The following is a 26,006-nucleotide window of genomic DNA, read 5'->3' on the forward strand; positions in this document are numbered from 1 at the left end:
TCATGGCCCGTTCCCTGAGCGCTTACGGCGCCAAGATGTACGCCGAAATGCAGCTGGCGATCGCCGAAACCTACGGTGTTCCGCTGTCGAGCAAGATGTTTTCCGTTGAACCGTCGATCGCCCAGGAGCTGAACGACGCCATCACCGCAAAGGCCGATTTCCTGCAACGCATCAACGTCATTCCAGTGACCGAGATCAAAGGCGAGAAAGTGTTCATCGGCGTGTCCGGCCCGGTCACCGGTCGCACCAATACCAAGACCACCGATCGCGAAGCGAAGGACGCGTCGGAGCTGGATAACAGCACCTATGAGCTGTCGTCGACTGAATCTGACGTGGGCCTGCCGTACGCGAAAATCGACGCCTGGGCCAAGTTTCCGGACTTCCACCAGCGTTACTCGGCGGCCGTGCAGAAACAGATCGCCCTGGATCGCATCATGGTCGGTTTCCACGGTTTGAAAGCGGCTGCGCAGACCGACATCGAAGCCTATCCAATGCTGCAGGACGTCAACAAAGGCTGGCTGCAGCAGCTGCGCGAGCAAGCGCCTCAACAGGTTCTCAAGGAAGGCAAGGAAGCGGGCAAGGTGACACTGGGTCCGGATGGCGATTACGCCAACCTGGACGCCCTGGTACATGACACCAAGCAGATGGTGGACGAACGTCTGCGCGACGGCGGCGACCTGATCGCCATCATCGGCACCGACCTTTTGGCGGCGGACAAAGCGAAGCTGTACGCCAAGCAAGGCGACGTGCCGACCGAGAAAGAGCGCATCGAAGATGCCCAGGTGATTGCCACCTATGGCGGTCTGCCGAGCTTCAGCGTCCCGTTCTTTCCGGTCAACGGTGTGCTGGTCACCAGTTGGGACAACCTGTCGATCTACTTCCAGGACTCCAGCTGGCGCAAGCAAACCGTGGACAACCCGAAACGCTCCCGCGTCGAGGATTACAACAGCCGCAACGAAGGCTATGTGATCGAGCAGCTGGAGAAAATCGCGCTGACCGAGAACGTGGAGCTGGTGAAGTGAGCCTGGCTCTCGCACACAAGCGCCGCACTTTGGCTCAGGGAACCGCTGCAGTGGTTGCTGCTGCAGCGGCACCGCTGGCGTATTCGCCGGCGGAAGCCTTGAGCAGCCCGGCCAACGCGAAAAAGCACCTGCTGCTGATGGAAGCCTCGCTGGATCAGGATCTGCAACGCCTGAGCGAAATCAAGGGTCTTGCCGGGCGTCAGGCGCTCAAGCGTGAGGAACTGCTGCCCAAATATCAGGACTTCATTCAGCGCTACATGGACTCGGGCTTGGTGATGCCGAACCGCGTCCTGGTCCAGGTGATGGTCTGGCTGTTCGACACCGAGCAGTTCGAAGATGGCCTGGCACTGGCTGACTTTGCGATCGGGCAGGGGCAGGAGATGCCCGAGCGGTTCAAGCGGCGCGACGTGCAGACCTTCGTTGCCGACGCGGTAATCGATTGGGCTTACGCGGAATACAACGCCCAGCGCAGCCCGGAGCCATACCTGTCTGACCTGCTGCCCCGCGTCGACGGTGAGTGGGAGCTGACCGAGCAAATCCCGAGCAAGTACCACAAGTTGATCGGCATGCGCGCCATGGAGGCCGAGCAGTGGGAAACCGCGCTCCAGCACCTGGAGCGCTCGACCGAGCTGTACGCGAAAGCCGGCAACGAGACGCGCATTGCGAAGTGCCGCAAAGCGATCGCCAAACAAACATCCGCCGTCACCGGCGCCCAATAACCGACTACCCCCCCCAGCGGGGAACTGTGGACGTGTGTCTGCCATTCATGGCCAGCCCCATGGAAAACAGTCTCCCCGCCCTATTTGAGCGGTCAGCAATGAGCTTTTCCGGTAAACCCACCACGTTTGTGGAACAGATGATCGAGAACGACGGCTTTTGGCCGGATCTGTCTGTTGCCGAATTCCAGAAAGGATACCGCCTGCCGGCGGAGTACCTGGTGGACATGCTGGCCGCTGACCTGACCATGGCAATGGTCGAGGTCAATGCCGATCTGGCAGAGCTGAAACAACGCTGGCGAGCCCTTGGCGTAAACAGTGTCGAGGTTCCCGATCCGCTCAACCTCCCGCCGAAGCAGATCAAGGTATGGCCATTCATCCAAACTGATCAGAACCTTCTGCCTGATAACGCGTTGAAGCTGAAAATCTACCGTCGCGCCGTGTACTGCCGGGCCAAGGCGAGCGCGTTACAACAGTTCGCCACGGTGACCCGCCGCGAAAGCGCAGAGAACACGGGCAAGGAAGCGCCGGAACGAGAAAGCACGTTCCTGGCATTCAGCCAAGCGGCAGTGCGCGCCTTGCAGGGCCGTGGCCGCATCACGGCGGCGCTGCTATGACCAAGCTCCAGGGGCTGACCGCCTACCTGCAGGAACGCCGTCTGGTCGAACCCGAACAGCTCGACAGTTTCACCGAGCAGGTGAAGCTTGCACTGATCTGGAAGCCCGACGTCGACGGGATGCATCTGGGCGACATGCACTATCGCGCCGTGATCGTCTTGGAGCGCTTCGCCGACCATCCGGCGCGGCTGATGGCTCTGGTGGGCAGTTGGCTGGAAAACCACGACGCCAACCGCGACCGTCACGAGCTGCCGGCGCCGGAATTTCTTGTCGAGCCGGTCGACAACGACCTGTTCGACGTGGAAATCACGCTGGAGTTTGTCGAGCCGCAGTATCTGGCCGAGGACGTTGCCGGCGAGATCCAGGCCTTTGGCAAAACGTGGGCGTTTGTCCCGTTTGACCTCTGGGTCGCCGAGCGCGGCGAGGTGGCCACCGATGGCCGGCCGTAGCACGTTCGAACTCGACATTCGCGGTCGTTTGGGCGTTCGCGAGCAGTTGGCATTGCTGAGCCTTCCGCCGCAATTGCGCCGCCGCTTGCTGAACCAGGTCACCAAACGCGTGCGCACGATGAGCCGCAAGCGCGTGCGTGAGCAGAAGAACCTGGACGGCACGCCGTTCGCCCCACGCAAAGGCGACGGCAAGGGCAAAAGGAAGATGGAAGCCGGTCTGGCCAAGTTGATGGTGGTCACCCGGGTAAGCCCTGATGAAGCGGAACTGGGGTGGAAAAACGCCCTGACCCGATGGGTTGCCGCGCAGCAACACAACGGCGTCAGCGAACGCCGTACCGCTCAACAGATGCGCCGCTGGAACAAGATCCCACCGGGTTTGGCAGCCACCGACAAGCAGGCCAAGCGCCTGCGCCGGTTGGGCTTCCGCGTGCGCCAAGCGGGCAAAAAGACACTGACCCGGCCGTCGGTGGCGTGGATTCAGGAGCATGTGAACTACGCCAAAGCCGGTTTGCTGATCCGGATCCTCGACGACCAGCGCAGCGAAAGCACCGGCGCGCAGAGCTGGGAAATCACGCTTCCGAAACGCCAGTTCATCGGCGCCGAAACCGAACGCGAAACCAATCTCCTGATTAACCAGGTGTTGCAACAAATCCTAAATTCACCCCGCTAACGAGGCACTGCATGGCACTCGGTCAAGTCACCGTCGACAATCTCAATCTAGGCCAGGGCGCCGTGACTGAGGTTGAGCGTTACTTTCTTTTCATCGGCCCAGCCGCCAAGAACGTCGGCCAGTTCATCCCGCTGAACACCGATAGCGACCTGGACGCCGCGCTGGGCGTTCCAGCGAGCGACCTCAAAACCCAAATCGCTGCCGCGCGGCAGAACGGTGGTCAGCGCTGGGCCTGCATCGCGGCACCGATCGGCGCCGAAGGTGACTGGGCCACTACGCTGGAAAAGACCCAGCAACAGGGCGTGTCCGTCGAAGCGGTGATCATCACCAAGCCTGTAGTGAAGGCTGACGAGCTGTCAGCGATGCATGACGCAGCCGTCGCCCTGAACAACACCTACGGCCGCCGAGTGTTCTTTCTGGCGAGCAGTGTCGGCATCGCCGTCGACCAGACATGGGCGCAGTACCTCACTGAGCAAAAGGCCTTGGTGGCAAACCTCGCCGCGCCGCGCGTAGCTGTAGTGCCTCAGTTGCATGGCAACGATTTGGGCGTGCTGGCTGGCCGCTTGGCCAATGCGGCGGTGAGCATTGCTGATAGCCCGATGCGCGTAGCCACCGGTGCCGTGCTGGGACTTGGCGAGGTGCCTGTCGATAGCGAGCTGACCCCGCTGCCGTCCGCGGTGCGCACTGAGCTGGACCGCGCGCGGCTGTCCGTGACGCAAACCTACCCGGATTACCCAGGCGTGTACTGGGGTGACTGCAACATGCTGGACACCCCCGGCAGTGACTTTCAAGTCGTGGAATACCTGCGCATCACCGACAAGGCCGCTCGCCTGATTCGCCCGCTGCTGATCCGTCGCGTCGCCGATCGCCGATTGAACAACACGCCCAACAGCATGGCGGTGAATACCAACCAACTGATGGCGCCGCTGCGTGCCATGGCCAAGTCCATCAAGTTTGCTGGCGAAGTGTTCCCCGGCGACATCGAGCCGCCGAAGGACGGCGACCTAGTGCTGGAATGGCTCAGCAAAACCAAGGTCGCGGCCTACATCAAGCTCAAACCCCTCAACTGCCCGAAAGACCTCACGGCGAACATCGCCCTCGATCTTTCCACCGACAAAACGGAGTAACGCCCCATGGCAAAGATTGGCGGCAAGAACTTTGACGTGAGCCTAGGCGACATCGCGCTGCACGTTGAGAACTGCACCCTGGACATTACCGACAACTCGGCAGTGGCTCAGACCCGAGGTGTTCCAGACGGCTACGTGGACGGCGACGTGGCCGCTGCCGGCGAACTGGAGCTGGATACCACCAACTTTCAACTGCTGATCGATGCAGCGCGCTCGGCCGGTAGCTTTCGCGAGCTCAAGCCGTTCGACGCGGTGTTCTTCGCCAAAGCCGGTGGGGATGAGGAACTGCGCGTGGAAGCCTTCGGTTGCAAGGTGAAGGTGTCCAGTCTCCTGGCGATCGACCCGAAGGGCGGCGAAAAGACCAAGCACAAGGTGCCATTCGACGTCACCAGTCCGGACTTTATCCACATCAACGGCGTGCCGTACCTCGCTGCCGTTGAGATCGAAGGTATTCGCTGATGGTGGACTGGTTCGATCGCGCCCAGGAACTGGAACAGCGCCAGCGTGACCAGGCCATCAAGGCCCAGCTGCTGAAGCCTGTGCCGCTCGGGCCAAGCCTGACCCATTGTCAGGACTGCGACAAAGAGATCCCGCCGGCGCGCCAGGCGCTGGGCGGAAAAACGCGGTGCGTCCCGTGCCAAACGGGTTTTGAGCAGAGTAATCGTCGATGACCACTGACGCCGTGCGCCTCGGAGCGCTGGAACAGAAGTTCGCTGTCTTCGAACACCGCTTGGGTGAGTTGGAAGACCGGCATGAAACCGTCCCGACCCGTGTCACCAAGTTGGAGCAGGGTTTCGAGCACATGGCGGGGCAGCTGTCTGAGCTGAACGCCGGCCAGCAGACCCTGACGGTCGCGGTGAACGACATCGGCGCGAAGGTTGGCCGCTTGCTGACCATCCTCACGGTGGTCGCTTCCGTGCTGCAAATGGTTGTGCCGGCACTGCTGCGGGTGTGGTTTCCATGAGCCTGCGCGGCCGGATTCAAGCTGGCGCGCTCGCGCTGGCCAGCGCTCCGCTGGTGATCTTCCTGGGCACTTGGGAAGGCCGTGGTCAGAACACCGTCTATGCGGACAAGTTGGCCAGCGGACTGCCCACTGTCTGCAAGGGCATCACCCGGCACACCAGCCCGTTTCCGGTTGTGGTGGGTGACTACTGGTCACCAGGACGTTGCGCGGAGGTGGAGCAACTGGTGATCCGCAAAACCCAACTGCAGCTGGCCGACTGCATCACCAACCCCGATGTGGGCCAGAACACTTTCGACGCGCTGACCAGCCATGGCCACAACGTTGGTGTGCCCAGCACTTGCGCCAGTCGGGCGGTGGCATTGATCAATGCCGGCCGCATCGCTGACGGCTGCAGGGCGTTGGCCTGGGCACCGGACGGCAAGACACCGGTATGGGCGTATGTGACCGACGCCGAAGGCCGCAAGCGCTTCGTTCAAGGCCTGCACAACCGCCGGCTGGCTGAAATGGCGCTGTGCCTGCGATGAGCCTTTCCCCATTGCGCCTGGCGCCTTTGCTGCTGGTGGTCCTGCTGGTGTGGGTGGCGTTCGATCGGGTAACCGATCAGCGCGACGACGCCAGGCGCGAGCGCGACAGCGCGCAATGGGAAGCGAACGGCCTGCGTGAAGCGGCCCGAATCAGCGGCGAAATGTTGGCCGATCGGGACGCGATCGACCAACGAAATACTCAGGAATTGACCGATGCGCGCACCAAGAACGATCGCCTGCGCGGCGCTGTTGACGATGGCACTGGCCGGTTGCACGTTCGCGCCGCCTGTCCCGCCGGTGGATCTGTGCCCGCCACCGCCGGCGCCGCCCGCGTGGCTGATGCAGAGCGCCCCGAACTCGCAGCAGACGCTCGACCGGATTATTTCACCCTTCGGGATCAGCTCGCCGTAAGCCGGCAAATGATCCTCGGACTGCAGCAATACGTCCGGGACGTGTGCCAGCGATCGCCAGCGCACCAGGACACCACTTTACCCAACCTCAACAAGAGAGCACCCCAATGAGCCAAAACACCGAAATCACCCTGGAAGTCGGCGAAGCGGAATTCACCTTCACCCTCACGCCGGCGGACGTCACCAAGTACTTCAATGCCCTGACCCAAACCAACAAGGTGGCCCCGGGCAACAACCTGCTGATGACCACCGTTAAGCAAGAGGAAAAGGCCACGCTGAAACCGCTGCTGGGCAACCCGGTGATGGTGATGCAGATCGCCGGCGCGCTGCTCGAGGAGTACGCGCCCAACGTTGAGGTGATCGTAAAAAAGCGCTCGAGCACGCTGAGCGCCTAAGCGAAAACGGACTGGGCCAGTTAATGGCCCTGACGAACCGCTGGCTTCCTGGTACTGAACCCACGCCCGAGGCGATGGGGACGGCCAAGTGGCTGGAGGACGAACACTGGAGACGCATGGAGTTCGCCGTGGCTAACGGCATCGCCCTTGCGCTGAACGGGTAACGACTTTGGCAGACCGTAGCGCCAGCCTGGCTTTCATTCTGAGCTTGCAAGACAAGGTCACCGCGCCTCTGGGCAAGGTGAAAATGGGCTTCTCCGAGCTTGCCGATCAGAGTGAAAAACACATCAAGACGATCGGCATGGGCATCGGCGGCGTGACGGCGGCCGTTGTCGGGATCCGTGAGTCCATGGAACCAGCGCTGGAGGTCAATCGCGCCTTGGGCGACGTCCGATCGCTCGGCGTCGCCGAGGATGCGTTGTCAGCGCTTAATGCCAAGTCGCTGCAGTTCGCGGTGAGCTACGGCGAGAACGCAAAGGATTTTGTGGCCTCGGCGTATCTGATTGAAGGCGCCATCAAAGGCCTTGCCGGCAACCAGCTCGCGATCTTCACCAACACCAGCAACCTGCTGGCCAAGGCCACCAAAACCGACGCTGAAACGATGGGTGAATACGTCGGCACGCTCTACAACCTGCAGAAGTCCCAAGCGGACGCGATGGGGAAGGGCGCGTGGGTGGAAAAACTCGGCGGGCAAACGGCGTTGGCGGTGCAGCTGTTTCGCACCAGCGGCGCGGCGATGAAGGACGCTTTCAAAGAAGCCGGCGCGATCGCCACCACATCCGGCGTCGACCTGGCTGAGCAGATGGCAGTGATCGGCACGCTCAGCAGCACCATGGAAGGCGGCGACGCCGGCGGACGCTACAAGGCGTTTTTCGAAAACATCGGCGCGGCGTCGGACAAACTTGGGATGAAGTTCACCGACCAGCAGGGCAAGGTGCTGCCGATGATGGCGATCCTGGACAAGCTGCAGGGCAAGTTCGGTGATCTGACCAGCGCATCGGCCGGCGCCGAGTTGATGGAGGCTTTCGGCGGTGAGGGCGCCCAGGTGATCGGCGCGCTGGCCAAGGACACCGATCGGTTGCGTAACGGCATCGAGCAGTTGGGCAAGGTGCGCGGGTTGGAGAATGCCGAGCAGATGGCCCGGGCTATGGTGGACCCTTGGCAGCAGTGGGCCTCCCTGGTCGAGGTCATGCGTGTGGTGTTTGGCCAGGTGTTGATCCCGGTGCTGACGCCGTTCATGAACAAGATGGTGGATATCGGCAAAACCCTGGTCCGCTGGTCGCAGCTGTTTCCCAACATCACCCGCGTGATCGGCCTCACCGCACTGACGATCATGGGCATCGTTGGCGCCATGTCGTTGCTGACGTTGGTCGTTGGGATTTCGCGGATGATCTGGCTGGGTCTGGTGTCGGTGTGGAAAGTCGTCCAGTTGTTAAACCTGCGTACCGTTGCCGGCTTCGTGCTGCAGAAACTCGCGATCCTGGCTTACATGGCCGTGATCTACACCCTCAGCGCGGGCCTAGCGGTGGTGCGCGGCGCCATGTTGCTGTGGCAGGGCGCGATCTGGCTGGTCAACGCGGCGCTGCTGGCCAACCCGATGGTATGGATCGTGGTCGGTGTTCTCGCCTTGGTGGCGGTCATTGTTGCGGCCGTCCACTACTGGGACGAATGGACGACCGCTCTGATGAATACGGCCGCGTTCCAGTTCGTCGCCGACAAGCTCCAGAAACTGGCCGACTGGTTCAACTCTATGGGCGGTTGGTCAGGCATGGCCAAGGCGGCATGGGACAGCATCGTCGGCATTTTCACCAAGGCCGTTAACGGCGTGATCGAGCTGCTCAACAGCATCCCGGGCGTGAACATCGAAGCGCGTTTCGGCGGCATGCCAGAGGTGCCTGGTGTTGACGCTGCCACCAATGCCGCCGACACCGCCAACGCCGCGCAGAAAGCCCAGCAGACCATCAACGCGGCCATTCCCAGCCTTTCACCGGCGCGCCCTGCAGCGGTGCCGCCCGGTGGCCTGTTGACCAGCATCCAGAACACAAACAGCAGCCAAAACAAGGGCACGCATGTGGAGAACGTGAACATTCACACCAGCAAACCGATGAATCCGCTGGAAGTGGAAAACATGGTCGCTATGGCGGTGGGCGGATGAGCGAGTACGTAGACCTGTTGATCGTCAATAACGACCTGGCACTGGATCCGTCCCGCCAGCCGCTGCTGATCGATGACCGAGCCTGTATCGCCCAGGACATCGCTCACATGATCCGCGACAGCGGGCTGCTGGTGACGTTGGTCGCAGAACGCGATCGGCTCCGTCAGCGCGACTGCGTCCAGCAGCTGGAGCTGTTGGTGGAGGATGACCAGCGCCTGGTGCCGGGTACGGCGCGCATCACCCAGCAGGAACCAGGCGTCTACCTGGTCACTGCGAAAACTCTGAAATTTGGTTCGATTGAGGTAAGTCTGTGAGCCAGGTCGACTTTAAAAAAGTGATCGCCGACGCCGGCATCCCGACCACCGAGGCCGGCCTCAAGGCCGCGTGGGAAAAAGAAGTGGAAGCCCAGGGCGCCAAAGTGGCCAACACCAGCAGCTATTCGCCCTTCTGGCGAGTGATAACCGCACTGGTGACCAAGCCGGTGCTGTGGCTGTTGGATTTTATGTGCCTGACGGTGCTGCCCAATTTCTTCGTTAAAACAGCGGTAGACGCTTGGCTGGACACGCTCGCGTGGGCGGTCAACGTCGAGCGCAAAGGCGCTACCAAGGCACGGGGGAAATTGTTGTTTACCCGGGCTTTACCGGACGGTGTCCTGGAGCTGGAAAAAGGCATTGTGGTCCAGTCTGCCGCGATCAACGGCAACGTCTACCAGTTGATTACCACGGCGCCGGCGACATTCGTTGCGGGTCAGCTGCAACTGGACGTACCGGTGGAGGCGGTCGATTCCGGCAGTGGTTTCAACCTTGCCCCGGGCTACTACGCGATCTTGCCGGTGCCGGTACCGGGCATCATCCAGGTCGTGAACAAGGACGGTTGGCTGGAGTCACCAGGTGCGGATCCGGAGCCGAACGACCAGCTGCGCTTGCGCGTGCGCAACCAGTTCTCGGCGGTAAACCAATGGCACACCGACGCCGTGTATCGCGCCATGATTTCAGCCTTCCCGGGCGTGCGTCCGGATGGCGTCTATTTCGAGCACGGCGCCCCGCGTGGGCCAGGCAGTGCCAATGCCTTCGTGCTTTTCGATGCGGGTGTGCCGGCGGCGACTTACCTGGAGCAGATCAATTCGCATATCCGCGACCAGGGCAATCACGGCCACGGCGATGACCTGCTCGCCATGGTCATGCCCGAAGTCCCTGTGGACGTGGAAATGACGCTTTGGCCGCAGCCCAACCTGAGCGCCGAGCAGGTCGACACGCTCAAAGCTGAGGTCGAGCTGTTCATTCGTGCAGCGTTTCGAGAAAGCACGCCCCGCGACTATCAACCCACACTGACTTATCCACAGTCGCGTTTCAGCTTCAGTCGACTCGCGGAAGAATTGCACCAGCAGTTCGCCGATATCGCATCACTGCGGTTCACCCCCGGCGTCGACATCACCAGCGGATTGGACATTCCTCGGCTGGCCTCGCTCAAGGTGAACGTGCAATGAACAAACTGAAACTGCCGTTCTGGCTCGGTGGTACCGAGCTGTCGAAGTTGGTGGCCGCTGCCCAGGCATGGTGGGAAACCGCGACCGGCTGGCTGCGCTGGCCTTATTCGCAGATCGATCCCGATACCTGCCACCTGAATATTCTTGAATTGTGGGCCTGGCAGCGAGACGTGACGCGGTTCAAAGGCGAACCCGAATCCCTGTTTCGGCTGCGCGTGAAATACGCGTTTATCAACTCGGTCTACGCCGGCAGCACCGCCGGCTTGAAACGCATTTTTCTACGCCTCGGTGTGGGTTACGTCGAGATCGAGGAGCGTCAGCCCGATCGGGATTGGGACGTCGTGCTGCTCAAATTCAGCAACGCTCAGCTGTCTCTGAACCCCGAGCTGCTGCGTGTATTGATCCAGCAATACGGCCGAACTTGTCGGCGCTATGACTTCGTCACCATCACCCCCGTAGGGCTACAAATCGCCCTGATCGACTTCAACGACGACCAGCAAACGCTGGTCGCCAGCCTGTAGGAGCGCACCGTGAGCGCCAGTATTACCTTGGCCGGCGAAAGCCAAATCGCCCTGAAACAAAGCCTGCAACAGCCGCTGATTGTTACCCAGTTCATCTTTGCCAACGTGCCGGGGCTTGACCCGACCAAGCCGCTCGATCGCGCTGCCGGCAAGCCACCCGCTGAACAGATCGTCCACGTCTATACGATCCCGGAAAAAAATGCCGGCTACGTGAATCCGAACCAGGTGGTGTACAGCGCCCAGTTGGGATCGGATATTGGTGACTGGGATTTCAACTGGGTCGGCCTCGAAGATGCCGATGGCATCTTGTTCGCCGCGTCTTCGGTGCCCCTGCAGCAAAAGCGTAGAAACATTCCGCCGGAGCAGATCGGCAACAACGTCACTCGCAACTTTCTGGTGGCCTTTGACGGTGCGATGCAGCTCACCGGTGTGAAGATCGATGCCAGCACTTGGCAGCATGATTTCACGGTACGCCTTGCCGGCATCGACGAGCGCGAGCGGCTGAGCAATCGCAATCTCTACGGACGAGCGTTCTTTTTCAGTGACTCGTTGATGTTCGAAAAAGCGGAGACCGGTTACCAGATCAACGGTGGCACGGCCTACGTCGAGGGCATTCGCGTGGCGATCGCGAAGGCAGAGGCCGTCCAAGAAGTTATCCCAGTAGGCAAGATCTGTTTAGACGTTTGCCTGGAGCGCCAGTTGAACGACCGGGTGGCTGTGTGGAAAGTGGTGTTTGGTGAACAAACCGACTATACCGACGCCGCTGGTGTGCGCCATTACTGTGTACCAATCGCCGATTTCGTATCGCCAACCAACATCGTGGACTTGCGCGATGCCGAGCCCGTCGGCGGTGCGTTGATCAAATATCTCGCTTCTCGTACCGGCGACTATCCGTTACTGCGCGCCCGGGCCACGACCAAGGCAGACGTCGGACTCGGCAACCTGCCCAACGCAATCAGCGACGACCCGGCCACCAACAGCAGCGAGATCTTGGCGTCTACGGCCGCGCTGAACAAACTGCAGAAACAAGTCGGGGATTCAATGACCGGCATGGTGGCGGGTTTCGCCATCTCTTGGGCGCCCGAAGGATGGCTGAAGTGCAACGGTGCGGCGGTATCACGCACAACCTATGCGCGACTGTTTGCATTGCTCGGCGCGCACTACGGCGCTGGCGATGGATCAACGACTTTCAATCTGCCCGACATGCGCGGCTTGTTCCCAAGAGGTTGGGACGACGGTCGCGGTCTCGATGCAGGACGAGCCTTCGGCTCTTATCAGGACATGTTGATTCAATCTCACAACCACGGTGCGTCAGCGGGTGCCGTTGGCGACCACGCCCACTCCGCATGGACGGATGCGCAAGGCGAACACATTCACTCCGCCTGGACCGATGTGCAGGGCAATCACCAACACACCGCCCCCCGCGCGCAAAACAACAATGTCGGTGGCGGTAGTCCTAACTTCACGACAGCAAACCTGCAGAACGGCACCACGGCACCGACCGACTGGGCGGGTGCTCACGCCCACAACATTGGTATGGGCGCTGCCGGCGCCCACGGCCACAACGTGGGGGTAGGCGGGGCGGGGAGTCACAGCCACGCCATCACTGTTGCCGCAGCCGGCGGCGCCGAGACACGTCCACGAAACCTGTCTCTCCTTTTCTGCATCAAGTACTGAGGTCGAGCATGACTGAAAAAATTGTGTACCAAACTGACCACCTTGGCATTTTCATTGGAGCCGTAACGGCCGATGAATCGCCGCTGGAGCCGGGCGTATATCTGGTTCCTGGTGGTTGCGTCGAAGTGACGCCGCCTGCAGTACCGGAGCAAAAAGCTGCGTGGTGGAACGGCAAGGCCTGGCAGTTGGTGGATTACTTCGGCGGCGTCGTGGTGTACAGCATCGTTACCGGTGAGGCGCGAACGTTGGAAGGCTTCGAAGCCGTGCCAACGGGTTACACCATGAAAAAGCACGGACCGAATCAGGTCTGGAAAAATGGCGGCTGGGTAGACGATATCGAAGCGGTTCTGGCGACCCTGCGTGACGAGAAGCTGCAAGCGATCGCGACGGGCTGCGCTGGCTACATCGCTGGCGGTTTTACTTCCCAGGCATTGGGCGAGCCATACCGCTACAGCAGCGCCATCGATGACCAGGTGAATCTCAACGGCCAGGTGCTGTTGGGGCTCGACGACGTCTACCCCTGCTATGACATCGACCAGGTGCTGGCCTTCCGGCCGCACACCATCGCCCAGTTGCAGCAAGTCAGCCTTGATCTGGTTCGGTTCCGACGAGCCGCGCAGCAGCATGCCGAGGCGTTACGCCTGGCTGTGGAAAAGGCGCAAAAAGACAAAAACCTGAAAGCGATGAAAGCCATCCGCTGGACTGCGCCGGCATGACCTGGGCACCGGTGACCATGCGCTGGCCAGAGCAGGCCACTCAGTGGCTGGGCGGGCTGTCAGCAGCCAAGGATCTGGCCGGCGGCGAACTGGCCAGCACCGCCGAGCGCCTGGCGAGTCTGAGCGGGCTGGCCAACACCAACCCGGGGCCAGTAGGTGATATGGCCAAAAGCGCGATCGCGGCCGGACGCAAGGCGCTGGCCGAGCAAATGGACCAAGTGCCTGCGTGCCTGGTGGTAACGCCGTTTCAAAACGGTGTGGGGCAGGGCGCGGGGTATCAGCGATTTCTGTCAGCGCCGAATGCGCTGGAACATCTCGCCAAAAAACTTGAGGACGCCAGCGACAGCGGGCGCCCGAGTGGGCCGCAGTACGCACTATCGATCCTGTTTTTGGCGACACGCCTTGAGCAGCTGGCCAGCAGCTTGGCGCGGTTCAATGCTTTGCTGCCGATCCCTGACCTGGTGCGAACCGAGCGCCGTGCGCAACACCTGGTGAAACTGGAAATCGAAAAGTGGGAGATCCCCGGCGCCGGCACGCTTCCGCGCTGGCAGGGTTTGCCGCTTGAACGTTGCACGGTGGTGAAAGCTGCCAAGCAGTCCATGGCGGGGCAGTTGGCGATGCTGGAAGGCTACGCGGCCGACAGCTCGCCGTTGGCCGATCTGGCAACGCTGGCGGCACGCAAGAGCGCTCAGCAACAGGGACGGGACAAGCAACTGGCTGACCTGAAAGACTTGCTGATCGGTGGCAACCCAGACGTCAGCATGCGCGCGCGAATGATCGGCCCAGGCACCGCTGGCGAATTGCGCCGCGAACTGCTGGCCGGCGATGCGCCTGGCCACGAATGGATTCAATGCGCGGGCTTGCTGTTGGTGGGTAGCAAAGAAGGGCTGAGCTTCGTGCAGGAGCTGGTCGGCCTATGACGCTGCTACTCGACGGGCAAAAAGTCCAAGGCAAGAACCTCAAGGTCACGGCCAATCTGCGCATTGAAAGCGGCGATATGTCCGGACAGACGAGCAACACCGACAAGGCTCACAAAGGGTTCAAGCCCAAAACGCTGGCTGTTTCGCTGATGATTCCCTTCGCGGATAAAACCCAGCTGACGGAACTGCTGCGTTTGGCTGAATCCACCGCCGGCGGTGGTCAGCTCCATCTGTACCGGATTGTGAACGATACGGCCGAGGCCTTCGGTGTGCGCCAAGTGGAGTTCTCCGACGGTGTCAGCGCTCGGGAGGCGGACACGCTGAAAGCATGGCTGGTGCAATTCACCCTGAGCGAGCGTGAATCGAACCCGGAGAAAGTCGAAGGCCGGCGCGCCGGCAACAAGGTCACCGCGCAAGGCGCTCCCGGCAGCTCAGTCGGTGACGCCGGTGCCGGCAACGGAGAATCAACCGGCAACGATCCCTCGCTGAGCGGCTTCGAAAAAGTGCTCGGGCGTGTGGACAAGTGGCTTGGCGGGAGTGAGCCGGCGTGAAACTGCACAAGATACTTTCGATCAATGGCGCGCCGATCGCACTGGTCAAGGAGGACGTGCGGTTAGACGCCAGCAGCCCCGGCCGGGCGAACTTCACAGTCCAATCTCCTATGCCGCTGAAAGGGTTGGTGACGCTGGACATAGGCTACAACGAGGGCACGCTGCAACGGCACTTCATCGGCTACGTCGAGCGCTGCACGGCCGCCAACACGGTCGAACAGGTGCTGTTCTGCCGTGAGCTGGCCGCCGTGCTGGCTAACCCGTTGCCGTTGAACCTGCGTCATGTGGACATGCGCGCCGTGCTGGCGCAGGTCAGCGAACAGACCGGGCTGCGCTTTCGTGTTCCCGATCGACCATATGCCAGCGTGAAGGCGCCGTTTTTTTACAGCCTCGCCGCTGGCTACCAGGCGATGGACAGCTTGGCCCGAGTCTTCAGCATTCCCGACTTCACCTGGCACCAGTTGGGCAACGGTGAGGTGTTCGCCGGCAGTTGGGCCGACAGTTTTTTCGGCGCCCGTGCGCCGCTGCAAATCCCCACGGAGCTGTTCGACGGCTACCAAGGTAACCAGAGCGCAATGGTCGCGGCCCTTCCCGGCGTGCGACCAGGTGCAACGATCAACAACGGCGAGCGTATCACCACGGTGGCGCTCGCCAATGACCAGATGGCCATCCGATGGACGACGCAATCCGCCGCGCTGTAGAGCGCCAATTCCCCGAACTCACCGGTGGTTACCACCTGCCGCGTTTTGCCCGGGTTACCGCCGTGGCCGACGCGCCGGCGGACGCCGGACTGTGCGACGACTTCCGTCCGCGCTACGCCGTCGACATCGAGTTGCTTGGCCCTGACGATGAACCAGACCCAGCCATGCCGCCGCTCTCTGGTGTTCCGTTACCGCTGCCCACCGGTGGGGAGGAAATGGGCATTTATGCCTTTCCGGAGGAAGGCACGCGGGTGGTGGTGTGCTTCGCCTACGGCCTGCCGAACAAGCCGTATATCCAATCGATCTTGCCGCACGGCCTGAGCATGCCGAAGGTGCCTAAAGGCGATCAGGTTTGGCAGCACAGCGCCGCTGCCCAGCAGCGCGTCGACGCCGACGGCAACTGGTTGCGCCAGACCGACGGAAAGATCCGTGATCAGGCGATTGAGCGCGAAGTGGAAGCCCTGGATAACCGCGAGCAGTTCCAGAGCCACACGCAGACGGTCGATGACCATTCGACCGAGGCCGTGGGTGGTGTGAAAAAGATCGAAGCGCTTGGCGCGCTCAAGCTGATGTCAGGAGGATCCGCAAGCCTGGCGGCGGTGGACGATCTGCACCAAGCGACCGGGCGGGATCTGAACGTGGTGGTGGGTCAGAAGTACAACGCCACGGTGGGTGGCGATATGCAGGAACGGATTGAAGGACTGCGAAAGAGCGTAGCTGGAATGAGTCAGCGGATGCAGGCGCCGAAAAACTGGATTGGTTCTGAAACTGTGAACCTTTTCAAGATCGTATGTGACACGCTCGATCTTTTACAGTTAATGAACTCAGCACTCGCGATCCATACGCATGGGGCAAGCCCAGTTCCTGTTAATGCATCTCTTTTTACGGAACAAGCTGTGCAAATCTCGAAGCTAGGGACAATGTTGAAAAGTGTTACGTCTTGATTACCTTGGCTGGTCGAGTTTAGTTGCTTTCAGTATAGGGGGCTGTAAAGGTCCAAAGAAAACTGTCGCTTTCGCGTTCTTTTTGTTTTGGGTCAATGAGCGATTGGAGTATTACTTTTTTTTGTTGGCTTTATTTTTAAGGTGCAGTGCTAGGCTCTGAAATCTGGTGAAAATGGTGCCGATCACGAAAGTTTTGAAAAGCCCGTGGTGGCTGATAGCTGCTTCCTCGTAGCTATCATAATCATTATAGTCATAACCTGCTCGCTCTACAGTTATAGTGCAGGATGCTGCTTTCGATGTTGCAAGAGCGCTTCGTAGCTCATCGGTGCTAGAGAAATCGTTCGTTGTTATCTTGTTGCCCATTATCGTGTAGGTTGCGTCACGGTAAAGTCGGTGTTCTTCAGGTGTTCCTACATTATCTGTAATGCTTACAATGTACTGCAGTGCGTCGCTGTAGTATTTTTCTTTGTGATATTTTTTTACCGGATGAACAGGGATGATGAAGTAGTTTTTTAGCGACTCTATGTAAATGTTCCAAATTGTTTTGTATCTTTTAACTATTGAGATTCCTTGTGGTGTGGCTATTACTAAAGTCTTACGCACCTTGTGGTCTGTAAGCATGGAGTCGATGGTGACTTTGAAAGTCGAAGAGATATAACCTGAAACACCTTCGTGGAAACCGATTTTAAGAGTTTCGAATGGGGCTACAATTCGTGGGGAATTTGAGTAGTCTACGAGTTCAAGATAGATATTTCTTCCGATCCTTAGATATATTGTACTTATCGTGGCAGCTTTGTCTTTAGTGTTTTCTATTATTACTTCCCCAACATAACTTTGATTGCTCCATACGCTACGGGATATTGAGAAGGTGCCGTAAAATTTTGAGCCTCTTTTTAATAGGAATTGATAGGCTGCGTAGAATAGAACGATTAACGCTATCGCCAAAGACAAGGCCGCGATGCCTAGCGATGAGATGGAAATAAGTAGGTTCAATGCTTCAGCGTCTGACATCTTTAAAATGTCAATTTTAGATATTTTACTGAATACATCTTCCATTGTGCTCATTCAAATCCCTCGTAGTTTCTCTGTCTTGCACAAATCTCAAATTGAGATGATTTGGTGCGTGTAGATTGATGTCGGGTTGTGATCCTAGTCGGCTCTAAGTGATTTTTCCAATAGGTTATTTTCTTTTTTAAAGTACAAGGTGATTGGGTCACTCGGAGTGAGGGATTGTATAGAAGTAATTAGAAGAAGTTTCGTGCATTACACCTAGAAGCTCTACACTGCCAGTCCCATCTTTTGGTTCAAGAGTAAATATCATTGGGAAGTTCGGTCTTATAGTGCCCGTCAGCGGTGCGCAAATTTTACTGCCGACTTCTCCTATGCCATCAATTGTGCGTTGTTGATCCGGGCCTGTATTTGCGGCTGCCGCGCCTTCTATCCAGAGAAATACATTTTCATAATGGTTTCTTAATAGAAACATGAATTTCGGGTTTGACTCCTGTAGATGAGATGCTTTGATGGTTACCTTTAGTTTCTTTGCAGGATCACCTGAGACACTGAAAGTGATATTCGAAAAATTTTCATGCTGGGGAGTATAGTTTGATTCGCCTTGAACTATTTTGATTATGCTCTCAATTGTGGAAGGCACCCCATGTGTAAACATGTCGATGTAACATTTTTGCATGATTATAGCGGGCATCGCAGATCCGTCTACGCGGATGGGGATGAATTGGACTTTTCCATTGGTTGCTTGATATAGCGCGCTTTGCCATTCTAACTTCACCATGTTGCTATTTAAACTTTTTTCAGTCACGAAAAATAGGACAAAGTCCGGAGATGTTAGGCCTTCGTTCATTTTTTCAATAATGCTGTCACCTGGTTTAATGGACCAAGCATCATAAAAAACGTTCTCCTGACCGAAAATCTTTCGAAGCTCAATTGCTACGGGTTCGACTAATGGCTTGTCATTGAAGTTGTGGCTTAAAAAAATGCTCGTCATTGCGATACCTCCATTTGTTCTATGAGCGATTATCCTAGCATCAAGCTACCGATTCAGTAGGTGAAGCGTCGAGCCAAGCTACAAAAACCGTCATTTGGCGGGTTCTCTTTTAGCGGGAGAGAAGTTCGTCGAAGCTAGATTCAGTCCTAAGCGGCCCCTCGAAAACCCAGCAGCGTATCGATTTTCCTTCAATGGAGCTGCCTTTCGGTCCGTTCGTTACGTACCGTGGCTGTTTACTCGCTTTCATCGCATTTCGCAGCGCCGAGTCGAAGTGCAAGACGATGCTGTGCTTTTCAAATAGCTTGGCCAAGTGTGGGAGTTTTAGATAAATCATCCCGCTCATCCACGGGGCGTGATTGTACCTTTCACCTTTACGATCCAAGATCTCTAGGGCATCCCATAACCGTTTGACTACATCGCAAGCACCCGGAGCGCTTAAGCCGATCGTCTCAAGTGCAGGCACAGACAGACCCAACTGCCGAGATATCTGTGCTAATTGTTCGTGCAATGCAACCCGCAAACCGTTGTCTCGGTTTCTGTGCAGCTCTTTCAATAGGGCTACTCGATGCCGTGAAAGAGCGATCTGTTGGCTGACATTTGGTGCCACAGAGCGCACGGCGCTGCCCTTCGTCCAGTAGTCCCACAGAACGTCGTCGCAGTCCTCTTGATACTGAAGGACTTTGTCGCGTAATTCGGGAGCAACTTTGTTTGGGCTGATGGAATAGAGCCAGGCGGGAAGCTTACGTAGCGGTAAACAGATCATGCCTCTGATTTTTCCATCCTCAGCAACCGTGTCGATTTCCGACACGGTTGAATCAAACCGCTCCGCTATCTTGATTCGCTGCGCTGACCAACCCAGTCCCATGTTTTCAACAATTGGTCGCATTGCTACATATGGCTCGTTTTCTTTGCCCACCAGAACAATGGTGTCATCGTAAAAAGGGACTGACATTAGCTGTGTTTGCATTTCGCGTCCTTACGCAGATTCTCAGTATCCAAGAGGTATCGCCGATTGGTTTGAATTCTGCGTGAGTTGTGGGCTGATCGCCATCATCGTTGGTCGTCCGAAATTCTGTCGCCACCAAAAAAACTTCCTGAAAAAGCACTTATCCCCCTCCCGCCAACGGGCCTTAGGTCCTTTTTTTGTGCAAATTCAAAATTAGTGCAAGTGCCCCTGTAACCCGCGCCAGCCGTGGGGCAGCACAGGTGCTTTCGCATTTCACGGTTTGCAAATTTTGGAAGAAAAATGCATCGGCGTTGCACAGCTCGTTCATGGCTGGCTTGCAACGGGAGCCCGCTGCAGCTCCCGGCCTGGCTGGCGGACCTGCTCAAAAACTCTGGTTTAAGCGACTTTTCATTTGTGATCGCTCAAGTTCAGAGGGTGCTCCGCGGATGCAGGGAGCCCGAGCAATACAGCCGCAACGCCCTAAAGCACAACGCTGCGGCCCGCTCTCGGCCTTGGCACAGCTTTCACAAGACTGCACTCGAATTGAACAGGTAAGCGGGTCCGATCCGACATCTGAAAAATTAACTGATCGGCAAGCGACCGTGTTTTTCCCCATACTCAACATGCCTATTTCCAGATGAGGGCTGGGAAAAAGGTAATTTTGGTAAGCGGAGTATAGAAACGGCCTGCAGCCCTTATGGCGCTTGGCTTTCCGTCATTACCTCACGGGGTAATTTTAGGTAAGGCTGAAGGTAATATTTTCCGAAGTGCCCGATTTTACTGGGTTTGACGCTGATGAAGGATTACCAAGCTTAAAGGTAATTTTCTAACCTATTACTTACCTGATTATTACCTTTGCTAAAACCTACCAAAGCCCCGGTTTTGAAGGCTTCCAGCGGCTACCGCTACCCACATTACCAATATTACCTTTTTCCCATGGCTGAACATAAAATGCAAAAACTCCCACTGCGAACCGTTTTTACGTCCTAACGCGTTTTTCCTCTGGGACAGCCATGGGACAGATCTGGGACAGATTTTGGACAGACGACCGGGCTGCAGCCCTTATAAACCGGGGGGGTAGGTTTCAAAAATCGAAAACGGGTAGTTTCGAATCTCTCCTTCACCGCCAAATTTGAAACGACAAAACCCCTGAAAACGTTAAAGTTTTCAGGGGTTTTGCGTTTCTGGAAGCCAAAAACGACTAATAAAACGAACCCGACTCAGTGTCGGTTTTTTTGTGTCTTGGATGGTGCGCCAAGAGCACAGCTCCCTCACCTTTTTCTCGCCAAAATATCTGTGCTATATCGCGGTTCCCCAATTCTGATACTCGGAAAAGAACTCTGCCTGTCGGAAACGGAAAAGTCGCTCTTCCTCACACAACTCCGAGAATTTGCCTACAACCGCGCATTGAGTCTCTCGTTATCCTGATGCCGTACCAGTCTGCAGCGGCTTCATCAGGAAATACGTTTCCCGCAGAAAGCAGGCTTTCTCCTCGTAATTGCGGTTTGCCCCAGTTGCCCTACCATCGCGGTATCATGATCTAATACCATGAACAACAAACAGCGCGGCACGCTCAAAGCTATTTTTTCAAGGCCGGTCCCGAATAACTTGGAGTGGGTGCGTATGGAATCGCTCTTCGGCGCAGTGGGCGCCCAGACCATTGAAGGCAATGGTTCAAGAGTGCGCTTTGAATTGAACGGTGTGGTCGTGACTTTTTCACCGGCCCCACCCAGACAAAGAAGCAAAGCCCTATCAGGTGCGCGACGCTCGGGCTTTTCTTGAGCAAGCAGGAGTCATCCCGTGAACGTAATGAACTACAACGGCTATGCCGCCCGTATTGAATACAGTGACGAAGACGGCCTCTTCGTCGGCCATATCGCCGGTATCAAGGACGTCGTCGGATTCCATGGTGAGTCGGTCGCAGAGCTGCGGAACGCGTTCCAGGAGGCCGTGACTGATTATCTCGATACCTGCGCCAGGCTCGGTCGCGCACCGCAGAAACCCTATTTGGGGAATCTCAGCCTGCGCTTGGCGCCAGCGTTGCATGCGACGGTCGCTGTAAAGGCGCAGCTAGCCCATAAGAGCATCAATCAATGGGTTGCAGACGTGCTCGATCGTGAGGTCCACGCGTAGTGGCGAAATCTGGCTCTCAGTAGAAGTTGTACAAAACCCTGTCACCCGTCGAAATCTCCTACACGCCTCATTGACCCTCCGAACCGTCCCGAGTTTACTGTATGCGCATACAGTAAATTCACTATCAGGTTCGTATCATGAGCGTCACCATCCTCGGCCCTTTGTCAGGCGCGGGCGAAAAGCTTGCGCTGTATTCGTTTCGGATTCCCGCCGGTTTTCCTTCGCCTGCGGCTGATCACATTGAAAAGCACATCTCTCTGGACGAGGTTTTTGATATTCGTGCGCCGCACGTTTATCTGGCGAAGATCGAGGGTGAGAGCATGCAGGACGCGGGGATATTTTGCGGTGATCTGGTGATCGTCGATCGCAGCCTGAATGCCGAGCACGGCGATATCGTCATCGCCGGTCTCAACTCCGAACCCATCTGCAAGCGCCTGCACATGCGCGACAACACCGTCATCCTTCTTTCGGCCAACAGCAAATACCCGCCTCGCTACGTGATGGAAGGGGATGAGCTGGTGATCTGGGGTGTGGTGACTTACAGCGTGCGCGACCATGGCAAACCGTGAGCAGGTCTTCGCGCTGATCGATTGCAATAGCTTCTATGCCAGCTGTGAGCGAGTGTTCCGGCCCGATCTGGCGAAGACGCCGATTGTCGTGCTGAGCAATAACGATGGCTGCGTGATTGCGCGCAGTTATGACGCGAAGCCCTTTGTGAAAATGGGCGCGCCGTATTTCCAGATTCGCGATGATTTGCGCCGCCATGGCATTCAGGTGTTCAGCAGTAATTACGCCTTGTACGGCGACATGAGCGAGCGGGTGATGACGATCATCGAATCCATGGTGCCGGCCGTCGAGGTGTACAGCATTGATGAGGCGTTCGCCGATCTCAGCGGCATCCCTGGGGACCTGACCGCGTTTGGCCGCACCATCCGCTCTGCTGTTTATAAGCGCACCGGCATCCCGGTCGGCGTCGGCATCGCCCCCACGAAAACGCTGGCCAAGCTCGCCAACCACACTGCCAAACGCTTGCAAGCGCATACCGGCGGCGTGGTCGACATCTGCGATCCGTCCAAACGCGACTGGGTGCTGCGCAATACCGATGTCGGTGAAGTGTGGGGCGTCGGGCGGCGGATGAAAGCTCATCTGGAAAGCATGCAGATCAGAAGCGCGATGGACCTGGCGAAGGCCGATCCGTGGACACTGCGGCGCAAGTTCAGCGTGGTGATCGAGAAGACCGCGCGCGAACTGGGCGGCACATCCTGTCTGGAACTGTCGGAAACAGAACCGCCGAAGCAGGAAATTTGCAGCAGCCGCATGTTTGGCAACCGTTTGACTACCATCGAACCGATCAAGGAAGCCGTGGCGACTTATGTGCACCGAGCGGCGGAAAAGCTGCGCGCGCAGAATTCGCTGTGCAAGAAGATCCGCGTGAGTATCCGCACCGGCATGTTTAATCCCGAGGAGGCCAAGTACGCCAATGGCGCGCTGATCGAGTTGCCTTATCCGACCAATGATGTGCGATTGCTGAGCAAGGTCGCGAGCGAAGCGATTGATCGATTGTTCCGGCCGGGGTTCAAGTACAGCAAGGCTGAGGTGCTGTTGATGGATCTGCGACAGCCCGGAGAATTTACCGAAGACCTGTTTGCACAGTCCCAACCTCAAGCGGCGGAGAGGGTAATGGGCGTGCTGGACCAGATCAATCAGCGCTGGGGGCATGGAACGTTGCGAGCGGGGAGTGTGCCGGCGGATCCGGCCTGGGGCATGCGGCGGGAGATGATGAGTTCGAGTTTTACGACGAAGCTGGATCAATTGTGGGTGGTTAAATCCAATTGAGGCACGGGCCAGATCTGGTGCCGCGTTACAATCGCCGCCTTCACTTTTGCAGTAAAAGGACGACTTTCATGATCATTTCCACCACCCATTCCGTCGAGGGGCGGCAGATCACGGCCTATCTGGACATTGTCAGCGCCGAGTCTGTGCAAGGGGTCAACGTGATCCGCGATATGTTCGCCGGCATGCGCGACTTCTTTGGCGGGCGCTCGCAGACGTTGGAGCGGGCTCTTAAAGAAGCACGCATTCAGGCAACCGATGAATTGAAAGATCGGGCGCGGGCATTGCAGGCTGACGCGGTGGTTGGCGTGGATTTTGAGATCAGCATGCCGGCAGGCAAGGGTGGCATGGTCGTGGTGTTTGTCACCGGAACGGCGGTGAAGCTGCGTTGATCATTGCGTTGAAGGCAAAGCCCACTCGCACGAGGAATGGGCTTTTTTCGCGTCAATCAGCCTTGAGGTTTGAGCGACACAGCACCTCTTGCGTCATAGGTCAGCGGTGTATCGATGGCAACGAGGGGCGGTGTCCCGTCAGGCTGCGCCGATGGCGCTGGCTCGCTGGGATGGTAGACGACGCCCGGCTGGAGAAGCGGTTTGTCCGGGTATTTGATGGTGATTTCACCCGAGGCGATCTTTTCCTTGAGTTTTTCCGCACCGGCCTTGCCGGCAGCGATCTGCTCGTCCGTGAGTTTTACGACTGGCATGTTCGGGAATCCATTGATCTGCATGATCTCTCCTTGAGATTCATTGGTAGGAGTCAGGGCAGCGGCCGTTCGATGGAAATCTTTAGCGAATGATCGCTCGCGACACTTTTTTCCATTCGTCGGTGATCAGCCTTTCTGGACGGCAAGTCCAGTAGTGACCAGCTAGTCTCAAAAGCGCTGAGGGACGATATTTTCCAGGCAAAACTGTTTTGCCGGTGTCGGCCCGGTTGCGTAGGGGAGAGTCTATGTCAGGTCCATTTATCGAAGATGATGGCGCTGAGTTTTCATTCAACAACTGTGTGCGCTGCGGTCAGTCGGAGTATCAGTCGGGGTTTGGCGAGGATCCGGTCAGCATCGGCAAAATCAAATCCACGGCCCCCAAAGGGCCGAAAGCGAAATTCCTGCCCAAGGTCACGGCAAGGACCAGAAAGTGATTTCATCCTGCACCCCGTCATTGAACGGGGTTTTTTATGTGCGCAAGAATAGGGTTTGAAATCTCTGGCAGGCATTGACATTAATGTCGGTTTTTTTTCACAAACTTTTCACGTTGGCCAACGTAGTGTGAAGCCATCCGTTAGAAAGCAAGTCTCCAGCCCGTCTCCCCAGCGGGCTTTTTTTTGCCCGGCATAAAACCTTTTCCCTGATTGCGGTCCAATCGACGCTGCCGCCCGCGTCTGGACTTTCCTGCGCCGAGCGCATTAAATCCCGCTCCTTTTCGTCATCCCGTTTATTTGAGGTTTTCGTCATGCGTTTAACACTGCCTGCTCTGGTTCTTGGCCTTCTGGTTGCTCAAGGTGCGATGGCTGCCGGTGATGGCACCGCTGCGCTGGGCGGTGGCCTGGGTGGCGCGCTGGGTAACGTGGTCGGTCAGAAAATGGGCGGCAGCACCGGTGCTGCCATTGGTGCTGGCGTCGCGGGCGCAGCGGGCAGCGCAGTCGCCGCACGCAAGGGCAGCCGCACCAAAGCGGCGATCGGCGGCGGTGTCGGTGCAGCCGGCGGTTCGGTGATCGGCAACAGCCTGGGCGGCCGCAACGGCGCCACCATCGGCGCGGGTCTGGGCGGCGCGGCCGGCGGCGCAGTCGGCAGCAACCTGGGCAAAGGTCACAAGCGCCACTGAGACTGATGGCCTGTCAGAAGAAGCCCGACTTGATGTCGGGCTTTTTCATGGCTGAACGTTTCCTGCGAAATCATCTCCAATCTGCATACGCCCCGCTTGGGCGGATTGTCCCGTTTCGGGAACTGCGAGGTTCATATGCGATTGTCATTATCTGCACTGTTTTTTGGCTTGGTCGTGGCGCAGGGCGCGATGGCGGCCGGAGATGGCACCGCTGCCGTAGGCGGTGGTCTCGGCGGTGCGCTGGGTAATGTGGTTGGCGGACAACTCGGCGGCAGCACGGGCGCAGCGGTCGGCGCAGGTGTTGGCGGCGCGGCGGGCAGTGCCGTCGGCGCGAACAAACGCAACCGCACCGAAGCCGCGATCGGCGGCGGCCTTGGCGCGGCAGGCGGCTCGGTCGTCGGCAACAGCCTCGGCGGCTCCACCGGCTCCGCCATTGGCGCAGGCCTGGGCGGCGCAGCAGGCGGCGCGGTAGGTAACAATCTTGGCGACGACGACGGCGGATCTCATTCCGGCGGCCACAAGCACAAGAACAAACACAAAAATAAACATCGCTGAACGATCAACGAAAACCCGGCCTGGCCAGACTGTGTGAAAACCTAGCAATCTGCGCAGCGCTCAAAGAAAATGCTCCGTATCGAAAGATACGGAGCATTTTTCGTTATGGCCTACATCCAGGGACAGTCCCGCAGCCAGACCAGCCTGTTTCC

General features: G+C 58.0%; 35 protein-coding genes. 31 read left to right on the forward strand and 4 right to left on the reverse strand.

Annotated features, from left to right (window positions below; translation table 11 throughout):
* Positions 1-2 precede the first annotated feature (2 nt).
* The 23 genes from QMX86_RS09880 (at position 3) to QMX86_RS09990 (ending at position 16,565) form a co-directional block, all read left to right on the forward strand.
* Positions 3-1,022, forward strand: coding sequence for a phage major capsid protein, P2 family (locus tag QMX86_RS09880; RefSeq protein WP_110645156.1), 1,020 nt, complete (start codon positions 3-5; stop codon positions 1,020-1,022).
* Complete coding sequence (gene gpM, locus QMX86_RS09885; protein WP_282383250.1) at positions 1,019-1,741, forward strand: phage terminase small subunit; 723 nt, start codon at positions 1,019-1,021, stop codon at positions 1,739-1,741. Before QMX86_RS09880 ends, gpM begins: the two co-directional genes overlap by 4 nt.
* 98 nt (positions 1,742-1,839) lie before the next feature.
* Entirely contained in the window at positions 1,840-2,355 is a 516-nt protein-coding gene (locus QMX86_RS09890) for a head completion/stabilization protein (RefSeq protein ID WP_252885621.1), read from the forward strand.
* Positions 2,352-2,804: a phage tail protein gene (locus tag QMX86_RS09895; RefSeq protein ID WP_282383252.1), complete on the forward strand. Its 453-nt coding sequence runs from the start codon at positions 2,352-2,354 to the stop codon at positions 2,802-2,804. Before QMX86_RS09890 ends, QMX86_RS09895 begins: the two co-directional genes overlap by 4 nt.
* Complete coding sequence (locus QMX86_RS09900; protein ID WP_252885623.1) at positions 2,791-3,474, forward strand: phage virion morphogenesis protein; 684 nt, start codon at positions 2,791-2,793, stop codon at positions 3,472-3,474. The genes QMX86_RS09895 and QMX86_RS09900 overlap by 14 nt, the downstream gene beginning before the upstream one ends.
* An 11-nt stretch (positions 3,475-3,485) precedes the next feature.
* Positions 3,486-4,601 carry a DUF2586 domain-containing protein gene (locus QMX86_RS09905; protein WP_273527231.1) on the forward strand — a complete coding sequence of 372 codons (1,116 nt, stop codon included), beginning with the start codon at positions 3,486-3,488 and terminating at the stop codon, positions 4,599-4,601.
* Positions 4,602-4,607: 6 nt separating this feature from the next.
* Positions 4,608-5,060, forward strand: a complete 453-nt coding sequence (locus tag QMX86_RS09910) for a phage protein (protein ID WP_280074517.1) — start codon at positions 4,608-4,610, stop codon at positions 5,058-5,060.
* A complete protein-coding gene (locus tag QMX86_RS09915; protein WP_130929232.1) occupies positions 5,060-5,272 on the forward strand; it encodes a TraR/DksA family transcriptional regulator in 213 nt (70 codons plus the stop codon). Before QMX86_RS09910 ends, QMX86_RS09915 begins: the two co-directional genes overlap by 1 nt.
* A complete protein-coding gene (locus QMX86_RS09920; RefSeq protein ID WP_110645164.1) occupies positions 5,269-5,565 on the forward strand; it encodes a hypothetical protein in 297 nt (98 codons plus the stop codon). The genes QMX86_RS09915 and QMX86_RS09920 overlap by 4 nt, the downstream gene beginning before the upstream one ends.
* Positions 5,562-6,089, forward strand: coding sequence for a lysozyme (locus QMX86_RS09925; RefSeq protein ID WP_282383255.1), 528 nt, complete (start codon positions 5,562-5,564; stop codon positions 6,087-6,089). The genes QMX86_RS09920 and QMX86_RS09925 overlap by 4 nt, the downstream gene beginning before the upstream one ends.
* A complete protein-coding gene (locus QMX86_RS09930; protein WP_282383256.1) occupies positions 6,086-6,610 on the forward strand; it encodes a lysis system i-spanin subunit Rz in 525 nt (174 codons plus the stop codon). Before QMX86_RS09925 ends, QMX86_RS09930 begins: the two co-directional genes overlap by 4 nt.
* Positions 6,607-6,894, forward strand: a complete 288-nt coding sequence (locus tag QMX86_RS09935; protein ID WP_263469644.1) for a putative phage tail assembly chaperone — start codon at positions 6,607-6,609, stop codon at positions 6,892-6,894. Before QMX86_RS09930 ends, QMX86_RS09935 begins: the two co-directional genes overlap by 4 nt.
* A gap of 23 nt (positions 6,895-6,917) precedes the next feature.
* The gene (locus QMX86_RS09940) at positions 6,918-7,058 is read left to right on the forward strand and encodes a hypothetical protein (RefSeq protein ID WP_191637013.1); all 141 of its coding nucleotides are present in this window, start codon (positions 6,918-6,920) and stop codon (positions 7,056-7,058) included.
* Positions 7,059-7,063: 5 nt separating this feature from the next.
* Positions 7,064-9,049: a phage tail tape measure protein gene (locus QMX86_RS09945; protein WP_282383268.1), complete on the forward strand. Its 1,986-nt coding sequence runs from the start codon at positions 7,064-7,066 to the stop codon at positions 9,047-9,049.
* Positions 9,046-9,363 carry a DUF2590 family protein gene (locus QMX86_RS09950; protein WP_282383271.1) on the forward strand — a complete coding sequence of 106 codons (318 nt, stop codon included), beginning with the start codon at positions 9,046-9,048 and terminating at the stop codon, positions 9,361-9,363. Before QMX86_RS09945 ends, QMX86_RS09950 begins: the two co-directional genes overlap by 4 nt.
* Complete coding sequence (locus tag QMX86_RS09955; protein ID WP_282383273.1) at positions 9,360-10,535, forward strand: baseplate J/gp47 family protein; 1,176 nt, start codon at positions 9,360-9,362, stop codon at positions 10,533-10,535. Before QMX86_RS09950 ends, QMX86_RS09955 begins: the two co-directional genes overlap by 4 nt.
* A complete protein-coding gene (locus QMX86_RS09960) occupies positions 10,532-11,056 on the forward strand; it encodes a phage tail protein (RefSeq protein WP_282383276.1) in 525 nt (174 codons plus the stop codon). The genes QMX86_RS09955 and QMX86_RS09960 overlap by 4 nt, the downstream gene beginning before the upstream one ends.
* 9 nt (positions 11,057-11,065) lie before the next feature.
* Entirely contained in the window at positions 11,066-12,733 is a 1,668-nt protein-coding gene (locus QMX86_RS09965) for a phage tail protein (protein ID WP_130929224.1), read from the forward strand.
* An 8-nt stretch (positions 12,734-12,741) separates the two neighbouring features.
* Positions 12,742-13,449, forward strand: coding sequence for a hypothetical protein (locus QMX86_RS09970; protein WP_282383281.1), 708 nt, complete (start codon positions 12,742-12,744; stop codon positions 13,447-13,449).
* On the forward strand, positions 13,446-14,369 hold the full coding sequence (locus QMX86_RS09975; RefSeq protein WP_252887157.1) for a hypothetical protein: 924 nt from the start codon (positions 13,446-13,448) through the stop codon (positions 14,367-14,369). The genes QMX86_RS09970 and QMX86_RS09975 overlap by 4 nt, the downstream gene beginning before the upstream one ends.
* Entirely contained in the window at positions 14,366-14,920 is a 555-nt protein-coding gene (locus tag QMX86_RS09980) for a DNA-binding protein (RefSeq protein ID WP_282383291.1), read from the forward strand. The genes QMX86_RS09975 and QMX86_RS09980 overlap by 4 nt, the downstream gene beginning before the upstream one ends.
* A complete protein-coding gene (locus QMX86_RS09985; RefSeq protein WP_282383293.1) occupies positions 14,917-15,621 on the forward strand; it encodes a hypothetical protein in 705 nt (234 codons plus the stop codon). The genes QMX86_RS09980 and QMX86_RS09985 overlap by 4 nt, the downstream gene beginning before the upstream one ends.
* A complete protein-coding gene (locus tag QMX86_RS09990) occupies positions 15,594-16,565 on the forward strand; it encodes a hypothetical protein (protein ID WP_282383294.1) in 972 nt (323 codons plus the stop codon). The genes QMX86_RS09985 and QMX86_RS09990 overlap by 28 nt, the downstream gene beginning before the upstream one ends.
* A 111-nt stretch (positions 16,566-16,676) precedes the next feature.
* Here the strand turns inward: QMX86_RS09990 and QMX86_RS09995 are convergent, their stop codons facing one another.
* From QMX86_RS09995 to QMX86_RS10005, 3 genes are all read right to left on the reverse strand, one after another.
* On the reverse strand, positions 16,677-17,630 hold the full coding sequence (locus QMX86_RS09995) for a hypothetical protein (protein WP_282383297.1): 954 nt from the start codon (positions 17,628-17,630) through the stop codon (positions 16,677-16,679).
* A gap of 148 nt (positions 17,631-17,778) precedes the next feature.
* Entirely contained in the window at positions 17,779-18,567 is a 789-nt protein-coding gene (locus QMX86_RS10000; protein WP_282383299.1) for a toll/interleukin-1 receptor domain-containing protein, read from the reverse strand.
* Positions 18,568-18,676: 109 nt separating this feature from the next.
* A complete protein-coding gene (locus tag QMX86_RS10005; protein ID WP_282383301.1) occupies positions 18,677-19,534 on the reverse strand; it encodes a phage antirepressor N-terminal domain-containing protein in 858 nt (285 codons plus the stop codon).
* 1,527 nt (positions 19,535-21,061) lie between these two features.
* Between QMX86_RS10005 and QMX86_RS10010 the strand changes: the two genes are divergently transcribed.
* The 5 genes from QMX86_RS10010 to QMX86_RS10030 all read left to right on the forward strand — a co-directional run bounded on the left by QMX86_RS10010 (position 21,062) and on the right by QMX86_RS10030 (position 23,871).
* Positions 21,062-21,295 carry a type II toxin-antitoxin system HicA family toxin gene (locus QMX86_RS10010; protein ID WP_309475472.1) on the forward strand — a complete coding sequence of 78 codons (234 nt, stop codon included), beginning with the start codon at positions 21,062-21,064 and terminating at the stop codon, positions 21,293-21,295.
* 18 nt (positions 21,296-21,313) lie between these two features.
* A complete protein-coding gene (locus QMX86_RS10015; RefSeq protein ID WP_282383303.1) occupies positions 21,314-21,646 on the forward strand; it encodes a type II toxin-antitoxin system HicB family antitoxin in 333 nt (110 codons plus the stop codon).
* Positions 21,647-21,783: 137 nt separating this feature from the next.
* Positions 21,784-22,215, forward strand: a complete 432-nt coding sequence (gene umuD, locus QMX86_RS10020) for a translesion error-prone DNA polymerase V autoproteolytic subunit (RefSeq protein WP_071171561.1) — start codon at positions 21,784-21,786, stop codon at positions 22,213-22,215.
* Positions 22,202-23,482, forward strand: coding sequence for a Y-family DNA polymerase (locus QMX86_RS10025; RefSeq protein WP_016773800.1), 1,281 nt, complete (start codon positions 22,202-22,204; stop codon positions 23,480-23,482). The genes umuD and QMX86_RS10025 overlap by 14 nt, the downstream gene beginning before the upstream one ends.
* A gap of 68 nt (positions 23,483-23,550) precedes the next feature.
* A complete protein-coding gene (locus tag QMX86_RS10030; protein WP_016773801.1) occupies positions 23,551-23,871 on the forward strand; it encodes a YbjQ family protein in 321 nt (106 codons plus the stop codon).
* A 56-nt stretch (positions 23,872-23,927) separates the two neighbouring features.
* On the opposite strand, the gene QMX86_RS10035 is transcribed toward QMX86_RS10030, so the two are convergent.
* Entirely contained in the window at positions 23,928-24,206 is a 279-nt protein-coding gene (locus tag QMX86_RS10035) for a hypothetical protein (RefSeq protein ID WP_122747084.1), read from the reverse strand.
* A 221-nt stretch (positions 24,207-24,427) separates the two neighbouring features.
* Between QMX86_RS10035 and QMX86_RS10040 the strand changes: the two genes are divergently transcribed.
* The 3 genes from QMX86_RS10040 (at position 24,428) to QMX86_RS10050 (ending at position 25,854) form a co-directional block, all read left to right on the forward strand.
* Positions 24,428-24,616, forward strand: a complete 189-nt coding sequence (locus tag QMX86_RS10040; protein WP_024012286.1) for a hypothetical protein — start codon at positions 24,428-24,430, stop codon at positions 24,614-24,616.
* Positions 24,617-24,927: 311 nt separating this feature from the next.
* Entirely contained in the window at positions 24,928-25,299 is a 372-nt protein-coding gene (locus QMX86_RS10045; RefSeq protein WP_016773803.1) for a hypothetical protein, read from the forward strand.
* Between the two features lie 135 nt (positions 25,300-25,434).
* On the forward strand, positions 25,435-25,854 hold the full coding sequence (locus tag QMX86_RS10050) for a YMGG-like glycine zipper-containing protein (RefSeq protein ID WP_024012287.1): 420 nt from the start codon (positions 25,435-25,437) through the stop codon (positions 25,852-25,854).
* The last annotated feature ends 152 nt before the right edge of the window (positions 25,855-26,006 follow it).

Source organism: Pseudomonas sp. PS01270 (assembly GCF_029959775.1).
Classification (GTDB): domain Bacteria; phylum Pseudomonadota; class Gammaproteobacteria; order Pseudomonadales; family Pseudomonadaceae; genus Aquipseudomonas; species Aquipseudomonas atacamensis.

Coding starts and splice junctions, on each gene's coding strand:
- QMX86_RS09900 (WP_252885623.1), top strand. CDS start 2,791: ATGGCCGGCCGTAGCACGTTCGAACTCGACATTCGCGGTCGTTTGGGC.
- QMX86_RS09890 (WP_252885621.1), top strand. CDS start 1,840: ATGAGCTTTTCCGGTAAACCCACCACGTTTGTGGAACAGATGATCGAG.
- QMX86_RS10030 (WP_016773801.1), top strand. CDS start 23,551: ATGATCATTTCCACCACCCATTCCGTCGAGGGGCGGCAGATCACGGCC.
- QMX86_RS10040 (WP_024012286.1), top strand. CDS start 24,428: ATGTCAGGTCCATTTATCGAAGATGATGGCGCTGAGTTTTCATTCAAC.
- QMX86_RS09910 (WP_280074517.1), top strand. CDS start 4,608: ATGGCAAAGATTGGCGGCAAGAACTTTGACGTGAGCCTAGGCGACATC.
- QMX86_RS09935 (WP_263469644.1), top strand. CDS start 6,607: ATGAGCCAAAACACCGAAATCACCCTGGAAGTCGGCGAAGCGGAATTC.
- QMX86_RS09960 (WP_282383276.1), top strand. CDS start 10,532: ATGAACAAACTGAAACTGCCGTTCTGGCTCGGTGGTACCGAGCTGTCG.
- QMX86_RS09895 (WP_282383252.1), top strand. CDS start 2,352: ATGACCAAGCTCCAGGGGCTGACCGCCTACCTGCAGGAACGCCGTCTG.
- QMX86_RS09940 (WP_191637013.1), top strand. CDS start 6,918: ATGGCCCTGACGAACCGCTGGCTTCCTGGTACTGAACCCACGCCCGAG.
- QMX86_RS10035 (WP_122747084.1), bottom strand. CDS start 24,206: ATGCAGATCAATGGATTCCCGAACATGCCAGTCGTAAAACTCACGGAC.
- QMX86_RS09905 (WP_273527231.1), top strand. CDS start 3,486: ATGGCACTCGGTCAAGTCACCGTCGACAATCTCAATCTAGGCCAGGGC.
- QMX86_RS10000 (WP_282383299.1), bottom strand. CDS start 18,567: ATGACGAGCATTTTTTTAAGCCACAACTTCAATGACAAGCCATTAGTC.
- QMX86_RS09975 (WP_252887157.1), top strand. CDS start 13,446: ATGACCTGGGCACCGGTGACCATGCGCTGGCCAGAGCAGGCCACTCAG.
- QMX86_RS10050 (WP_024012287.1), top strand. CDS start 25,435: ATGCGATTGTCATTATCTGCACTGTTTTTTGGCTTGGTCGTGGCGCAG.
- QMX86_RS09970 (WP_282383281.1), top strand. CDS start 12,742: ATGACTGAAAAAATTGTGTACCAAACTGACCACCTTGGCATTTTCATT.
- QMX86_RS09880 (WP_110645156.1), top strand. CDS start 3: ATGGCCCGTTCCCTGAGCGCTTACGGCGCCAAGATGTACGCCGAAATG.
- QMX86_RS09995 (WP_282383297.1), bottom strand. CDS start 17,630: ATGAGCACAATGGAAGATGTATTCAGTAAAATATCTAAAATTGACATT.
- QMX86_RS09990 (WP_282383294.1), top strand. CDS start 15,594: ATGGACGACGCAATCCGCCGCGCTGTAGAGCGCCAATTCCCCGAACTC.
- umuD (WP_071171561.1), top strand. CDS start 21,784: ATGAGCGTCACCATCCTCGGCCCTTTGTCAGGCGCGGGCGAAAAGCTT.
- QMX86_RS09925 (WP_282383255.1), top strand. CDS start 5,562: ATGAGCCTGCGCGGCCGGATTCAAGCTGGCGCGCTCGCGCTGGCCAGC.
- QMX86_RS09950 (WP_282383271.1), top strand. CDS start 9,046: ATGAGCGAGTACGTAGACCTGTTGATCGTCAATAACGACCTGGCACTG.
- QMX86_RS10010 (WP_309475472.1), top strand. CDS start 21,062: ATGAACAACAAACAGCGCGGCACGCTCAAAGCTATTTTTTCAAGGCCG.
- QMX86_RS09920 (WP_110645164.1), top strand. CDS start 5,269: ATGACCACTGACGCCGTGCGCCTCGGAGCGCTGGAACAGAAGTTCGCT.
- QMX86_RS09980 (WP_282383291.1), top strand. CDS start 14,366: ATGACGCTGCTACTCGACGGGCAAAAAGTCCAAGGCAAGAACCTCAAG.
- QMX86_RS09915 (WP_130929232.1), top strand. CDS start 5,060: ATGGTGGACTGGTTCGATCGCGCCCAGGAACTGGAACAGCGCCAGCGT.
- QMX86_RS10045 (WP_016773803.1), top strand. CDS start 24,928: ATGCGTTTAACACTGCCTGCTCTGGTTCTTGGCCTTCTGGTTGCTCAA.
- QMX86_RS10025 (WP_016773800.1), top strand. CDS start 22,202: ATGGCAAACCGTGAGCAGGTCTTCGCGCTGATCGATTGCAATAGCTTC.
- QMX86_RS09930 (WP_282383256.1), top strand. CDS start 6,086: ATGAGCCTTTCCCCATTGCGCCTGGCGCCTTTGCTGCTGGTGGTCCTG.
- QMX86_RS10005 (WP_282383301.1), bottom strand. CDS start 19,534: ATGCAAACACAGCTAATGTCAGTCCCTTTTTACGATGACACCATTGTT.